Origin of the sequence: Cryobacterium sp. Hh11, from assembly GCF_004404045.1 — a bacterium.
Classification (GTDB): Bacteria; Actinomycetota; Actinomycetes; order Actinomycetales; family Microbacteriaceae; genus Cryobacterium; species Cryobacterium levicorallinum.
The window spans coordinates 72,428-87,027 of sequence record NZ_SOHF01000020.1 but is presented as its reverse complement, the minus strand read 5'-3'; the positions used below and the strand labels follow the sequence as shown (position 1 = coordinate 87,027).

The window sequence follows — 14,600 nt, the reverse complement described above, 5'->3', positions numbered from 1 at the left end:
CCGCAGGAAAGCAGCCATGACCACCGACGTCTCCGTGCCCAACCCTCAGGTTCCCCGTGAGGCTCGCAGGCGCCGCACCTTCGCCGTGATCTCCCACCCGGACGCTGGAAAGTCCACGCTGACCGAAGCACTGCTGCTGCACGCCCGCGCCATCACTTCCGCCGGCGCCACGCACGGCAAGGCCGGCCGCAGCGGTACCGTCTCCGACTGGATGGAGATGGAAAAGGCCCGCGGCATCTCGGTCACGAGCGCCGCGATTCAGTTCGAGTACCACGACGCCGTGATCAACCTCGTCGATACCCCCGGCCACGCCGACTTTTCCGAGGACACCTTTCGGGTGCTCTCGGCAGTGGATGCCGCGGTGATGCTCGTCGACGCCGCCAAGGGTCTCGAGCCGCAGACCATGAAGCTGTTCGCGGTCTGCAAGCAGCGCGGGCTTCCCGTCATCACCGTCATCAATAAGTGGGACCGGCCGGGCGACACCCCCCTGGCCCTGATGGATGAGATTCAGACCCGTACCGGTCTGCTGCCGACGCCGTTGAATTGGCCGGTCGGCGAGGCCGGCGACCTGCGCGGTGTGCTCGATCGCCGTTCCGGTGATTTTCTGCGTTACACCCGCACGGCTGGTGGCGCGACCGTGGCCGAATCGGTGCGGCTGGATGCGGCTGACGCGGCCAGAGAAGAGGGCCCGGCCTGGGCATCCGCTGTCGAAGAATCTGAGCTTCTCGACGCTGAGTCGCAGAATCACGACTCCGAGCTGTTTCTCGACGGCCAGACCACCCCGGTGCTATTCTGCGCGGCCGTGGCGAACTTCGGGGTGCAGCAGCTGCTCGACACCCTGGTCGAGTTCGCGCCGCCGGCCGAAGCCCGCATCGATATCGATGGCAACCCGCGCAAGGTCACCTCGCCGTTCTCGGGGTTTGTGTTCAAGGTGCAGTCCGGCATGAACTCGGCGCACCGCGACCACGTGGCCTTCGTGCGCGTCTGCTCCGGCGAATTTCGCCGCGGCATGATCGTCACCCACGCCGCGACCGGCCGGCCCTTTGCCACGAAGTATGCCCAGCAATTGTTCGGCAAGGAACGTACCGTCACCGACCGGGCCTGGCCCGGCGACATCGTCGGACTCGTGAACGCGTCGGCGCTGCGGGTGGGCGACTCGATCTTCGAAGACGAGCGGGTGGAGTTTCCGCCGTTACCGTTGTTCTCGCCCGAACACTTTCGCGCCATTCGCCCGGTAGACAGCAGCAAGCACAAGCAGTTTCGCCGCGGCATCGACCAGCTCGACCATGAGGGCGTCATCCAGGTGATGCGCTCAGAGGTGCGCGGCGAGCAGGCCCCGGTGCTCGGCGCCGTCGGACCGATGCAGTTCGAGGTCGTCGAAGACCGCATGGTGCACGACTTTCACGCCGACATCCGCATGGAAGCGCTGCCCTACCAGGTGGCCCGCAAGACCGACAAGGAGAGCGCGCTCGTGCTCGCCGGAACCCGCCAGGTGGAGGTGTTCACCCGCTCCGACGGCACGCTGCTCGCCCTGTTCAGCACGCCGTGGCGGTTGCAGGCTATTGCCAAGGAGAACCCGAAGCTTGTGCTGATCGACATCGCGAACGCGACGGCCGACGACTTTATGTAGCGTGTTTCACTAACCAGAAAGGCCGCATCCTCGTGGAGGATGCGGCCTTTCTCGTGCTGTAGCAGCTAGGTGATGCAGCGGTTACGCGTCGACGACCACGGAGGTGATGACGGGGCTGCGACGGTACTTGCGGTTCATCCAGCGGCTCACGGACTGCGTGAACAGATCCTCGAGCTCGGCGCCGTCCACGATCTTGATGCGGTTCGCGGCCTTCATGGCCTCATCGATGACCTTGGTGGCGCCCTTGACCCACTCGTCGTCGTGCACGAATCCGCGCGCCAGGAACTCGACGGGCTCGGAGAGCGTGCCGGTCTTGGCGTTGAGGATTCCGAGAATGGTGATGGTGCCGTCCTCGGCGAGCTTACGACGATCTTCCATCGCAGCGGATGCTGCCCCGCCGACGGTCATGCCGTCAACGAAGACGTAGTCGGCGACAACGCGGCCGGTGACCTTGGCGTGGCCGTCGATGAGGTCGACAACGACGCCGTCTTCGACGACGATGACGTTCTCCGAGGGGACGCCGGTCTGGATGGCGAGTTCGGCGTTGGCCGTGAGGTGACGCCATTCACCGTGGATCGGCATGACGTTGACCGGCTTGACGATGTTGTAGCAGTAGACGAGCTCGCCCGCACTGGCGTGGCCGGAGACGTGCACCTTGGCGTTGCCCTTGTGCACGACGTTGGCGCCCCAGCGGATCAGGCCGTTGATGACGCGGTAGATGGAGTTCTCGTTGCCGGGGATCAGCGAGCTCGCCAGCAGCACGGTGTCGCCCTCGCCGATCTTGATGACGTGTTCACGGTTGGCCATGCGGGAGAGGGCGGCCATCGGCTCGCCCTGCGAACCGGTGCAGATCAGAACGACCTTGTCGTCCTTCATGCGCTCGAGCGCCTTCATGTCGACGATCAAGCCCTTGGGAACGTTGAGGTAGCCGAGTTCGCTCGCGATTCCCATATTGCGCACCATGGAGCGGCCGACGAAGGCCACCTTGCGGTTGTGCTTGACGGCAGCGTCGATGACCTGCTGGATGCGGTGCACGTGGCTCGCGAAGCTCGACACGATAATGCGGCGTGGGGAGGTACGGAACACGGTGTCGATGGCCGGTCCGATGTCCTTCTCGGCGGTGGTGAAGCCGGGAACCTCGGCGTTGGTCGAGTCCGTCATGAACAGGTCAACGCCCTCTTCGGCCAGGCGGGCGAAGGCGCCGAGGTCGGTGAGGCGTTTGTCGAGGGGGAACTGGTCCATCTTGAAGTCACCGGTGGCGAGCACGAGGCCGGCCTCGGTGCGGATGGCGATGGCCAGCCCATCGGGGATGGAGTGGTTGACGGCGATGAATTCGAGGTCGAACTGACCGATCGTGCGACGCTCGCCCTCCTTCACCTCAATGAAGTTCTGGCTGAGGCGGTGCTCCTGCAGCTTCGCAGCGAGGAAGGCCAGGGTGAGCTTGGACCCGACGACGGGAATGTCGCCGCGCTCCTTGAGCAGGTAGGGCACGGCGCCGATGTGGTCTTCGTGACCGTGGGTGAGCACGATGGCCTCGATGTCCTGCAGGCGGTCGCGGATGGCCGTGAAGTCAGGCAGGATCACGTTGATGCCCGGCTGGTTGTCCTCGGGGAAGAGAACGCCGCAGTCGATGATGAGCAGCTTTCCCTTGTGCTCGAAGACGGTCATGTTGCGGCCGATCTCGCCGAGGCCTCCGAGCGGGATGATGCGCATGCCGCGGGCCGGCAGTGCCGGCGGAGTGCTCAGGTCGAGGTAGTGGTTATTCATGAATCTCATTTCGTTGTCTGCGGTACTGCATGTCCAGGTGTGTGGGGACCGAGATCGGGCATGCGAAAGACCGACGAGCAATACTCAGGGGGCCTCAGCGCGCATACGCGTACTTCGTGTCGTGTCTGGCGGGCAAGCAAAATACCGGCCAGATACCTCCTTAGTCTACCGACGCATCCACGATCGGAGTTTCGGGCACGAAAAAGGGGCCCCGCGCTCGGCGGAGTCCCCTGATTCGTGTCATCGACCTTGGCGGTCGGTCGGGTTAACGACTACACGGCGCGGCCTGCGCCGACACGTATCCGCCGGCCTCAAGGTGCCGCGCGGTGCCGCTGACGTAGCCGGTGGCGGTGATCGCTCGGCGAACGTCGTGGGTGACGTACTCGTTGGCGGTGGTCGTGCGTGTCGTGGACTTCGATACGTAGGAATTCATGGTGCTCCTGGTGCAATTGAGTGAAAGCGGATGCCGACAGTCAGACAGAGCACCCAGTCACGTTCGAGAGTCCTCGCAAAACGCACAGGCGTGTCTGCGAGGAGCTGGTTCGAGTGAAACTGGGGTGATGGCCCGGTCGGCGGGAAAAATGCGCTGCGCCGCGCGGGCTGCAGAAACCCGGATCCTCTAATGGACCGCCATGATTTCTGAGCTGATCTAAGAATACCGCAGCGTGCCACCCATTTGGGGGAAATGCACGATCTACACAGGCGCCATGCAGTTACAGGATGGCCTGCAGCTATACAGGTACCGTGCAGCCAGCATGGAGACTAAAGTCGATAAAATTCTGTAATGACTTCTTCTGCGCTGTACGACATCCCCCTCACCCTCATCGACGGAACAGAAACCACCTTCGGCGCTTACGCCGGCAAGACGGTTCTTGTCGTCAACGTGGCCTCGAAGTGTGGGTTCACCCCGCAGTATGCCGGTCTGGAAGCGCTGTACCGGCGCTACGCCGACGACGGGTTAGTGGTACTCGGCCTGCCCAGCAACCAGTTCATGGGCCAGGAACCCGGCACCGAGGAGGACATCGCCGAGTTCTGCGGCATGACCTACGGCGTGACTTTCCCGATGACGGCCAAGGTCGATGTGCGCGGAAAGCACCAGCATCCGCTCTACGCGGAGCTGACGAAGTTCAAGCAGGGCCTGTTCCCCGGTCTGATCAAGTGGAACTTCGAGAAGTTTCTGGTGACACCGACCGGTGAGATCGTGGACCGCTTCGCCTCCTCGGTGGAACCGGAGTCTACCGAGATCGTCGACGCGATCGAAAAGGTTCTGGCCGCCAAAGCCGCCTAGCCCCTCGCGTCTCTACTTCCCGGGCCCGGGCCCGGAAAGTGGGCCCATGCTAGATCATGGGCCCAGGACTCTAAGGTGGGCCCGGAGATTTCAGCGGGCGGCTCGGCGCAGCACGGCCTCGGCGTGACGCAGCACCGGGCCGTCGATCATGCGGCCCTCGTGCTGGAAGACGCCGCGCGCACTGGCGGCGGCCTCGAGCAGCCCGAGAGCGTAGTCGACCTCGGCGGTGGTCGGCTGGTACGCCGACCGAATGACCTCGACCTGGCTGGGGTGGATGCAAGCGGTGGCGGTGAAGCCGCTCGCGACGGCATCCGCAGCCTCGTCGCTGAGCCCGGCCGTGTCGGTGATGTCGAGGTGCACGGTGTCGATCGCGGCCTTGTCGTGGGCTCGGGCGGCCAACAACACCTGGGAGCGGGCCTGGCGAGCGACGTCGCGGTAGCGGCCGTCGGCGAACCGGCTGGAGCTGCCACCGAGTGACGCGACCAGGTCTTCGGCACCCCACATGAGCGCGACGACATTTCGTGCCGCGGCAATCTCGGGCGCGGAGATGACACCGGCGGCGGTCTCGCAGAGCGCGATCACTCGGAAGTCATCGAGCATCTCGACCTGGCCGAAACTGACCGTCTTGGCGAGCATCACATCGCGGTACTCCGTGCGCTCCAGCGCGGCCAGGTCAAGCGCGAAGTCGGCAGTGTCGGCCGGATTGATGCGCACGATCGTGCGCATCGGGTCGAGCGGATGCTCAATCAGCGCCCGACGCGCATCGGCCCGGGCGGCCGGCGCAACGGCGTCTTCGAGGTCGAGAATGACCGCGTCGGCGCGCTCAACGGCCTTCGCGTAGCGTTCGGGCCGATCCGCGGGGCAGAACAGCAGCGCCGGACCGAGAGTGAACGGCGCCGGGTTGAACGGGCTCAGCCCGGACGGGCTCTCGTCGAAGGGGTCGGGGCCGGACGGATACTCATCAAACGGGTCGGAATCGAGCGGGCCCCCGTCGAATGGGCCCCCATCGAACGGGCCGCTCATTCTGCTGCCCCCCGACACCAGACCAGCACGGTGCGCACGGCCGTGCCGACGATGACGCCGTTCTGGTTGCGTCCGGTGTGTTCGAGCGTGATGATGCCCTGCCCCGGCCGGCTCTTCGACAGCCGTTTGTCGGTCACGATGGTCTCCGAATAAAGGGTATCGCCGTGGTGCAGCGGATGCGGAAACGTCACGGCCGAAAAACCCAGGTTCGCCACGATCGTGCCCTGGGTCAACTGGGCGACTGAACTGCCCACCATGGTCGAGAGGGTGAACATGGAATTGACCAAACGTTCACCGAACGGCTGCGTTGCCGACCAGGCCGCGTCGAGGTGCAGGGACTGGGTGTTCATGGTCATCGTCGTGAACAGCACGTTGTCGGCCTCGGTCACGGTGCGGCCGGGGCGATGCTGGTAGAGCGCCTTCAGGTCGAACTCCTCGAAGTACAGGCCGCGCTGCTGAACCGGGTGGCGCTCCTCCGGCTGCAGTTCCTTCGTACTGGAATCGGGCATCCGCTTCTCCAATTTCGTCAGGTCAGCCGGCGAAACCCAGGGCCCGCGAAATGACCATGAGCTGCACCTCGGTGGTGCCCTCGCCGAGCTCGAGCACCTTGGAATCACGATAGTGCCGGGCGACCGGGTTTTCGTTCATGAATCCGTATCCGCCGAAGATCTGGGTGGCATCGCGGGCGTTGTCCATGGCCGCTTCGCTGCCGACCATCTTGGCGATCGAAGCCTCCATCTTGAACGGCTTGCCGTTGATCATTTTCAGCGCCGCGTCGTAGTAGGCGAGGCGCGCGGTGTGCACGCGCGCCTGCATCCTGGCGATCTTGAAGGCGATGTGCTGGTTGGAGCCGATCGAGCGGCCGAACACGTTGCGGCTGTTGGCGTAGCGGATCGATTCCTCCAGGCAGCCCTGGGCGGCGCCGGTGCACAGTGCGGCGAAAGCGACGCGACCCTCGTCGAGGGTCTGCACGAAGTTCGCGAAACCACGGCCGCGCTCCCCGAGCAGGTTGGCTTCCGGCACCCGCACATTGTCGAACACGAGCGGATGCGTGTCCGACGTGTGCCAGCCCACCTTGTCGTACGGCGGCAGCGCGGTGAAACCGGGGGTCGGCGTCGGCACCAGGATGGCGGTGAGTTCCTTCTTGATCGAACCGTCCGCGCGGGTGGACTCCCCCGTGACGGCGGTCACCGTGACGAGCCGGGTGATGTCCGAGCCGGAGTTGGTGATGAACTGCTTCGTGCCGTTGATGATCCATTCGCCGCCGTCCAATGCGGCGGTGGTCTTGGTGCCCGCGGCGTCCGATCCGGCATCCGCTTCGGTGAGGCCGAAGGCGGCGAGCGCCGAGCCACTCGCGAGGCGCGGAACCCACTCCTCTTTCTGTGCCTCGGTGCCGCTGCGGTACACCGGCATGATGCCGAGGCCGACCCCGGCTTCGAGGGTGACAGCGATGCTCTGGTCGGCGCGGGCAAGCTGTTCGACGGCGAGGCAGAGCGCGAAGTAATCGCTGCCCTGGCCGCCGTACTCCGTCGGGAACGGAAGACCGAAGAGGCCTAGCTCCCCCATCTGGGCGATGATGCCATAGGGCAGGCTGCGCTTGGTGTCGTATTCGTAGGCGGCGGGCGCGACCACGGTGTCGGCGAAATCGCGAACGGTGTCGCTGAGCGCCTGGTATTCGGGGGTGAGTTCGTAGCTCATTCTGAGTCTTCCTTGTCTGCGCTGGTTCCGGGGGTAGTGCTGGTTTCTGGTGTGACGGTGGCGACGATCTGGTCGAGGGCCACGAGGTCGCCGGTCTTGAGGTTCACGGTGACGCAGCCCGCCGTGGCGGCCACCAGTTTGTGTTCCATCTTCATGGCCTCGACCACGAGGATGGTCTGCCCCGCTGTGACAGTGTCACCGGTGGCGGCGTGCACCGCAATGACGGTGCCGGGCATCGGCGAGCGCACGTCTGGGCTGACCGCACCAGGCACCCGGTCACGGCTGGCGAGGTGTTCCGCGAGCTGCTCGGCCCGGGAGCGGTGGCGTAGTTCGAGCGAGAAGCCGTCGGCGCCGATATACACGCTGGCCCCGGACTGTTCGATGGCATACACCCGGGTCTCGCCGCCGTAGTCGACGCTGCACGCGCCGTCTCCGACGCGCAAGAGTCCGGCTTCGACGGCCGGGCCGTCACCGATAGAAACGGATGCCATCCCCGGCTCCCCCACCACCCGCACGTCAATGGATTCGGTCGCGCTCACGCCCAGCGAGTAGCGCACCGGTCGTGGCGAACCCGCGCGCCACCCGCTCGGCCGCGTCCACACGCCGTTTACGCCGGCCAGACTAGACCCGGCCAGACCAGACGCGGCCAATTCCGACCCGGTGAAGGCGCGCCCGTGCAGGAACAATGCCACGGCGGCGAGTACGTGCTCGTCGGCTCCCTGAAACGTGAGGCCCGGAAGCTTGCGTTCGATCAGGCCGGTGTCGAGGCGGCCGGCGCGCACGTCGGCATCCGCTAAGAGCAGCCGCAGGTACTCGGTGTTGGTCTGTACGCCGAGCACCACGGTGTCGGCGAGCGCCCGGTCGAGTCGGTTCAACGCCTCCAGTCGGGTGGGAGCCCAGGCGATCACCTTGGCGAGCATCGGGTCGTAGTGCGAGGCGATGGTCAGGCCCGGCATCAACGAACTGTCGACCCGAACTCCCTCTCCGGTCGCCTCGTGCAGCTGCAGCACCGTGCCGACGGTCGGCAGAAAGCCGCGCCCGGGATTCTCGGCGTAGACCCGGGCCTCGATCGCATGCCCCGTGAGGCATATGTCGCTCTGGGTGACCGTGAGCGGCTCCCCCGCGGCAATGCGCAGCTGCCAGTCGACCAGGTCAAGGCCGGTGACCAGCTCGGTGACCGGGTGTTCCACCTGTAGGCGGGTGTTCATCTCCATGAAGAAGAATTCGTCGGGCGCGGTCGCGGAGACCAGAAATTCCACAGTTCCGGCGCCGCTGTAGCCCACGCTGCGGGCGGCGGCGCAGGCTGCCTCGCCGATGCGCGCCCGGGTGGCCGCGTCGAGCAGGGGCGAGGGTGCCTCCTCGATGACCTTTTGATGCCTCCGCTGCAGCGAGCACTCACGCTCGCCGAGGTGGATGACGGCGCCGTGGTTGTCGGCGAGCACCTGCACCTCGATGTGCCGCGGGGTCGACACGAGCCGTTCGAGCAGCAGGGTGTCGTCGCCGAAGGCGCTCAGCGCCACGCGGCGGGCCGTCTCGAGGGTGGCGGGCAGGTCCTCAGCGCGTTCCACCACGTGCATTCCCTTGCCTCCGCCGCCGGCGGAGGGCTTGATGAGCATCGGATAACCCACATCGACGGCCGCCTGGATCAACTGCTCGTTGCTGAGGCCCGGCTGAGCGACCCCGGGGATAATCGGCACTCCGTAGCCGGCCACGTGGTTCTTCGAGCGGATCTTGTCGCCCATCACGTTCAGCGCGTGCACGCTCGGCCCGATGAAGACGATGCCGGCGTCGGCGCAGGCCTGGGCGAAGGCCTGATTCTCGCTGAGAAATCCGTAGCCGGGGTGGATGGCCTGCGCTCCGGTTCGCGCCGCAGCGGCCAGCACGGCCTCGAAGTTGAGGTAGCTGTCGGCCGGGGCGGCGCCGCCGAGGCGCACCGCGGCATCCGCTTGGAATACGTGTCGCGCGGTGCGGTCGGCGTCGCTAAAGACGGCGATTGAGCGGATGCCCCGCTCCCGCAGCGTGCGGATGATGCGGCACGCGATCTCCCCGCGATTGGCGACCAGCACGGTGTCAAAGGTCATGGGCTCACTCACATTCGGAAGAGGCCGAAGGCGGACTCGCCGAGCGGCGCGGTAGCGCAGACGGCCAGGGCAAGCCCGAGCACCGTGCGGGTGTCGGCGGGGTCGATGACGCCGTCGTCCCAGAGCCGGGCGGTGGAATAGTACGGGCTGCCCTGGGTTTCATATTTTTCCAGGATCGGGGCTTTGAACGCGGACTCGGCCTCGGCCGACCACTCATCGCCGCCGCCCTCGATCTGCTCCCGCTTCACGGTCGCGAGCACGGCGGAGGCCTGCGGGCCGCCCATCACGGAGATGCGGCTGCCCGGCCACATCCAGAGGAAGCGCGGCGAGTAGGCCCGGCCACACATGGAATAGTTGCCGGCGCCGAAGGAGCCACCGATGACGACGGTGAGCTTGGGCACCCGGGTGGTGGCGACGGCGGTGACCATTTTGGCGCCGTGCTTGGCGATACCGCCGGCCTCGGCGTCCTTGCCGACCATGAACCCGGAGATGTTCTGCAGAAAGAGCAGCGGTATGCCGCGCTGGTCGCACAGCTCGATGAAGTGGGCGCCCTTGAGCGCGGAGTCGGCGAACAGGATGCCGTTGTTGGCGACGATGCCCACCGGGTGGCCGTGGATGTGCGCAAACCCGGTCACCAGCGTGGTGGCGTACTCGCGTTTGAATTCGTGGAATTCGCTGCCATCGACGAGGCGCGCGATGACTTCGTGCACGTCGTACTGGCCCTGCACGTCGACCGGGACGGCTCCGTAGAGTTCGCTCTCGTCGGCGACCGGGTCGATGGTGGGCAGTACCTGCCACGCCGGGGCCTGAACGCGCGGCAGGGTGGAGACGATGTCGCGCACGATCTGCAGGGCGTGCTCGTCGTTTTCGGCGAGGTGGTCGGTGACGCCGGAGACGCGGGCATGTAGGTCGCCACCGCCGAGCTCCTCCGCTGTGACGATCTCGCCGATCGCGGCCTTCACGAGCGGCGGGCCGCCCAGGAAGATGGTCCCTTGATTGCGCACGATCACGGTCTCGTCGCTCATCGCCGGAACGTAGGCCCCTCCGGCGGTGCAGGATCCCATGACCGCGGCAATCTGCGGGATCTTGGCCGCGGACATCCGTGCCTGGTTGTAGAAGATGCGGCCGAAGTGGTCGCGGTCGGGGAAGACCTCGTCTTGCATCGGCAGAAAAGCGCCGCCGGAGTCGACGAGGTAGATGCAGGGCAGTCGGTTCTCGAGGGCGATTTCCTGGGCCCGCAGGTGCTTCTTCACCGTCATCGGGTAGTAGGTGCCGCCCTTGACCGTGGCGTCGTTGGAGATCACGAGCACGTAGCGGCCGTGCACGAGCCCGATGCCGGCGATGACGCCAGCGCCGGGGCTGTCGTCGTTGTACAGGCCGGTCGCGGCGAGCGGCGCGATCTCGAGAAACGGGCTGCCCTCGTCGAGCAGTTGGTCGATGCGCTCGCGCGGCAACAGCTTGCCGCGGGCGAGGTGACGCTGCCGGGACTTCTCCGGCCCGCCGAGCGCGGCAGTGGCGAGGCGCTGTTTCAGGTCGGTCACGAGCTGCCGCTGGGCGGCGTCATTGGTGACAAAGGCTTGAGCAGAGGAGTCGAGCTGACTCGCAAGTGTCTTCATCGACGGCTTCCCGTTGGCGAGGCCGGAACACCCGGCATCAACTACAGTTAGTAGTTACTAACTGAAATTCAGGTTAGTCATGATTAACTGAAATGTCTAGTTGAAAGGTTCGCATGAGCGCCCCGATAGAAACGACGCCGCGCCGCCAGGCCAAAGCCGACCGTCGTTCGGCCCTGCTCAGCGCCGCGGCCACGCTCTTCTCCCAGTCCGGATTCAACGGGGTCTCGATCGAAGACCTCGGCGCTGCCGCCGGAGTGAGCGGGCCCGCCGTCTACCGGCACTTCAGTGGCAAGCAGGCCGTGCTCGCTGCGCTGCTCATCGACGTGAGCCAGGATCTCGTGGCCGGCGGCCATGCGGTCGTTTCCGAAACAACGGATGCCGCGGCCGCCCTGCGCGAGCTGGTGCGCTTTCACGTGCACTTCGCCCTGACCAACCCCGATGTAATCCGGGTGCAGGACCGCGACCTGGACAGCCTCGCCGAGGCCGACCGCCACCGGGTGCGGCTGCTGCAGCGCGAGTATGTGGAACTCTGGGTGGAGGTACTGAAGCGCGTGCACCCCTCGGGTGACGAAGCCCTGCTCCGTATTCGGGCCCATGCGACCTTCGGGCTCCTGAACTCAACACCACACAGCGCCCGCACCTCGGCGCAGCCCGCCGTGCGCGCCCTGCTCGAGGAGATGGCGCTCGCGGCTCTGGGCCTGCCGAGCGCCTAGCGATCCCGAGCGCAGTATTCCTCGTTAATGACGTACGGATCGGGCTGCGGTCGGAATCGCGACCCGTGGCGGTCGCGCCCTACGGAACCAGAACGCAGTCCACACCTCAAGACCAGCCGGAAAGCGGCGTCAGAAGGCGGCGGTGCAGACGCAGAGCTCGTTGCCTTCGACATCGGCGAGTACCCACCAGTCGGGCGCGTGTTCGTCGGCGAGCAGCACGCCGCCGACTTCCAGTACGGCCGCGACCCGGTCTTCGGCATCGTCGCTCGGAACGTAGACGTCGAGGTGGATGCGGTTGCGGGCGGTGCGGGCGATTTCCATGTGCTGAAACCAGACCTTCGGGGCGAGGCCGCGCGGGTCGACGAGTTCGATGCCGTCGTCGCCGGCGACTTCGTTATAGCCGAGGCCGACCCGCCAGAATGGGCGCACGGCATCCGCGTCGGTGCAGTCGATCGCGATGTCGTAGCGGGTCGGCTGCTGGTCGTGGGCAGTGGCACCGAGGGTATCGGCGATCTGCTGAACTCGCACGGCGAGCTCTAGGTCACGCGCGGTGACTCCCCCGGCATCGTGCGAGGTCAGGGTGAGTGAGACGCTGCCGTAGCCGAGGCGCACGTCGGGGTGGTGGTTCATCGACTCGGCCACGTCGCCGACCCGGTTGACCAGTTCCAGGGCGGAGGCGAAGTCCTTGGTGCGGAAAGCGGCGTGCAGGAATCCGTCGAGGTGCACAAAAGCGGTGCCCGTCAATTGCTTCTTCGTCGCGAAGGGGGCGAGGAGTGCACCGTGAGCGTTCATGCCTCAACTGTCCTCCGCCGCCGCACCCGGGTCAACTGCCCGCGTCGACTGAAACCCGATTGCGCAAGCTTTGATGGTGATCCGCCTACCCCGCACTGACCCGGCAATCGAAGCCATGACGGAGGGTCGGCAGTAGGCCGTCACGGCCCTGGGCGGGTACTACGGCGTTGTGTGTCTGCCTGAGATCGCGAGAACGGGGCAACGGTTGCTCCAGGACGGCCGAAGTAACAATTCAACTGCTCTCGAATGCGAATTAATTTCTGATCTCACGTCAACAAATTGCTGAGATTTGCTCGCCTTAAGGGTTGATTTCGGCTATAATTGTGGGTGAAGGAGGCATCGACGCCATGACCCTCACTGCCCCGCCCGCCGCAGCCGGCTCCGTACCAGAGGGTTCCCGGGTTTCGGTCATTGCCCAGGCCGGTGCGTTGCTAGCTTCTGTGATCGATGGCGTGCGGTTTGGTCACCTCGACGATGCCGAAGCTGTTGCCGTTCTCGCGGCGTTGGAAGGGCTGGGCCGCAAGGTCGATGGGGCCAGGCTACGCGCTACCACCGACATCGGTGTGCGCGCCGAAACTGACCTCGGCAACGGCTCGTTGGCCTACCAGAACGGATGCCGCAACCGGGTCGAGTTCATCACTCAGCTCGCCGGCATCTCCGGCCGCGAGGCCAAACGGCGCCTCAAGCTCGGTGAGACCGCGGTGGAACGCACCCCACTCGGCCTGCCCATCCCCGCCCGGTACCCAGTCATCGCCGACGGCCTGACCAGCGGCGAACTCGGGGTGGAATCAGCCGAGATCATCGCCAGCACCCTCACCGCCCTCCAGGGGAAAGTCCTGCCGGGCGACCTCGACCGAGTTGAACGCGCCCTCGTCGCCACCGCCATTGGTGCCATCACCCCGGAGACGGCCGGACTGCCCGGCGCGGGCATCCGCTTCGCCCCCGACGTGCTGCGCGCGCAGGCAATGGAATGGCAGGCCCGCCTCGACCCCGACGGCACCGCCCCGAACGACGACGTGACCGAGGCCAACAGCACGTTGACGTTCGGGCTGCTGCGCAACGGGCTCTACCCGCTGCGGGCCGACGTCACCCCCGAACTGCGCGGCATCATGGACACCCTCTTCGACACCTACCTGTCCGCCCGGTCGCGCACCCCGATGTTCGTGCCCACTGAATCCCTTGACGGCAGCACCGACGGCGCCACACAAGAAGGTATTGATGAGTCAGCCGGAAACACCAAACGCCTCAGCGCCGAACAGTACAGCTCTGAACAGTACAGCTCTGAACAGTACAGTGGCGACACCCGCTTCGATGGGGACCGCCGCACCGCGGGCGAGAAACGTGCCGACATCCTCCGCGACGTCTTCCAAGCTGCCGCGCGCGACCCCAAAACCCCGACCATGGGCGGCGCCGCCCCCACCGTCATGATCCACGTCAACGCCACCGACCTCAACTCAGGCCGCGGCGTCGGCTGGATCCACGGCGTCGAAGCCCCCGTCAGCCTGCGCCGGGTAAAAGAGACCATCTGCTCCGGCGGCGCCCAAAAAATCACCTTCGGCGACAACGGCGACATCCTCTACCTCGGCGACAAAGTCCGCTGCTTCACCCCCAAACAACGCGCCGCCATCGCCGCCCGCGACGGAGGCTGCATCATCCCCGGCTGCACCATCCCCGCCCGCTGGACCGAAATCCACCACGTACTCCCGGCCGGAACGGGCGGACCGACCAACGTCGACAACGGGTGTCTCCTGTGTTGGTTCCATCACCATACGATTGATACCAGTGGATGGAAAATTCGCATGAAAGACGGTCGGCCTCAAGTACGCGGCCCCCTGCTCTGGGACCCGTCTCAGACGTGGCGCCCCGGACAAAGCCACCGGGCCAACACTCCCAGCCCCGAACCGCCCTGGCGCACGTGAAATCCATGCGAATTAGAGCGGTTGACGCTGCTGGTGCAAGACCTGGATCAACGGACCAGGGCGCCTGTCAGCG

12 protein-coding genes are annotated in these 14,600 nt (G+C 65.9%); 4 read left to right on the top strand and 8 right to left on the bottom strand.

Annotated features, from left to right (window positions below; genetic code table 11):
* The first annotated feature begins 16 nt into the window (after positions 1 to 16).
* Positions 17 to 1,630 (top strand): peptide chain release factor 3, encoded by a 1,614-nt coding sequence (locus E3T46_RS10190; RefSeq protein ID WP_134578475.1) that lies wholly within the window; start codon positions 17 to 19, stop codon positions 1,628 to 1,630.
* 81 nt (positions 1,631 to 1,711) lie between these two features.
* Here the strand turns inward: E3T46_RS10190 and E3T46_RS10185 are convergent, their stop codons facing one another.
* Entirely contained in the window at positions 1,712 to 3,397 is a 1,686-nt protein-coding gene (locus tag E3T46_RS10185; protein WP_134578474.1) for a ribonuclease J, read from the bottom strand.
* 265 nt (positions 3,398 to 3,662) lie between these two features.
* Positions 3,663 to 3,830: a hypothetical protein gene (locus E3T46_RS17925; protein WP_166790237.1), complete on the bottom strand. Its 168-nt coding sequence runs from the start codon at positions 3,828 to 3,830 to the stop codon at positions 3,663 to 3,665.
* Positions 3,831 to 4,181: 351 nt separating this feature from the next.
* Here E3T46_RS17925 and E3T46_RS10180 point away from each other — a divergent pair, with 351 nt between their 5' ends.
* Positions 4,182 to 4,685 (top strand): glutathione peroxidase, encoded by a 504-nt coding sequence (locus tag E3T46_RS10180; protein WP_134578473.1) that lies wholly within the window; start codon positions 4,182 to 4,184, stop codon positions 4,683 to 4,685.
* Positions 4,686 to 4,775: 90 nt separating this feature from the next.
* Here E3T46_RS10180 and E3T46_RS10175 read toward each other — a convergent pair whose 3' ends face one another.
* The 5 genes from E3T46_RS10175 to E3T46_RS10155 are packed head-to-tail and all read right to left on the bottom strand — an operon-like array spanning position 4,776 to position 11,103.
* Complete coding sequence (locus E3T46_RS10175; protein ID WP_134578472.1) at positions 4,776 to 5,708, bottom strand: CoA ester lyase; 933 nt, start codon at positions 5,706 to 5,708, stop codon at positions 4,776 to 4,778.
* Positions 5,705 to 6,217, bottom strand: a complete 513-nt coding sequence (locus E3T46_RS10170; protein WP_134578471.1) for a MaoC family dehydratase — start codon at positions 6,215 to 6,217, stop codon at positions 5,705 to 5,707. The genes E3T46_RS10175 and E3T46_RS10170 overlap by 4 nt, the downstream gene beginning before the upstream one ends.
* A 22-nt stretch (positions 6,218 to 6,239) precedes the next feature.
* On the bottom strand, positions 6,240 to 7,406 hold the full coding sequence (locus tag E3T46_RS10165) for an acyl-CoA dehydrogenase family protein (protein WP_134578470.1): 1,167 nt from the start codon (positions 7,404 to 7,406) through the stop codon (positions 6,240 to 6,242).
* Positions 7,403 to 9,487 carry a biotin carboxylase N-terminal domain-containing protein gene (locus tag E3T46_RS10160; protein ID WP_134578469.1) on the bottom strand — a complete coding sequence of 695 codons (2,085 nt, stop codon included), beginning with the start codon at positions 9,485 to 9,487 and terminating at the stop codon, positions 7,403 to 7,405. The genes E3T46_RS10165 and E3T46_RS10160 overlap by 4 nt, the downstream gene beginning before the upstream one ends.
* Positions 9,488 to 9,495: 8 nt before the next feature.
* Complete coding sequence (locus E3T46_RS10155) at positions 9,496 to 11,103, bottom strand: carboxyl transferase domain-containing protein (RefSeq protein ID WP_134578468.1); 1,608 nt, start codon at positions 11,101 to 11,103, stop codon at positions 9,496 to 9,498.
* 113 nt (positions 11,104 to 11,216) lie between these two features.
* Between E3T46_RS10155 and E3T46_RS10150 the strand changes: the two genes are divergently transcribed.
* The gene (locus E3T46_RS10150; protein ID WP_134578467.1) at positions 11,217 to 11,816 is read left to right on the top strand and encodes a TetR/AcrR family transcriptional regulator; all 600 of its coding nucleotides are present in this window, start codon (positions 11,217 to 11,219) and stop codon (positions 11,814 to 11,816) included.
* A gap of 129 nt (positions 11,817 to 11,945) precedes the next feature.
* On the opposite strand, the gene E3T46_RS10145 is transcribed toward E3T46_RS10150, so the two are convergent.
* Positions 11,946 to 12,608: a VOC family protein gene (locus tag E3T46_RS10145; RefSeq protein WP_134578466.1), complete on the bottom strand. Its 663-nt coding sequence runs from the start codon at positions 12,606 to 12,608 to the stop codon at positions 11,946 to 11,948.
* 347 nt (positions 12,609 to 12,955) lie between these two features.
* On the opposite strand from E3T46_RS10145, the gene E3T46_RS10140 reads away from it, so the two are divergent.
* Positions 12,956 to 14,527, top strand: a complete 1,572-nt coding sequence (locus tag E3T46_RS10140) for an HNH endonuclease signature motif containing protein (protein ID WP_134578465.1) — start codon at positions 12,956 to 12,958, stop codon at positions 14,525 to 14,527.
* The last annotated feature ends 73 nt before the right edge of the window (positions 14,528 to 14,600 follow it).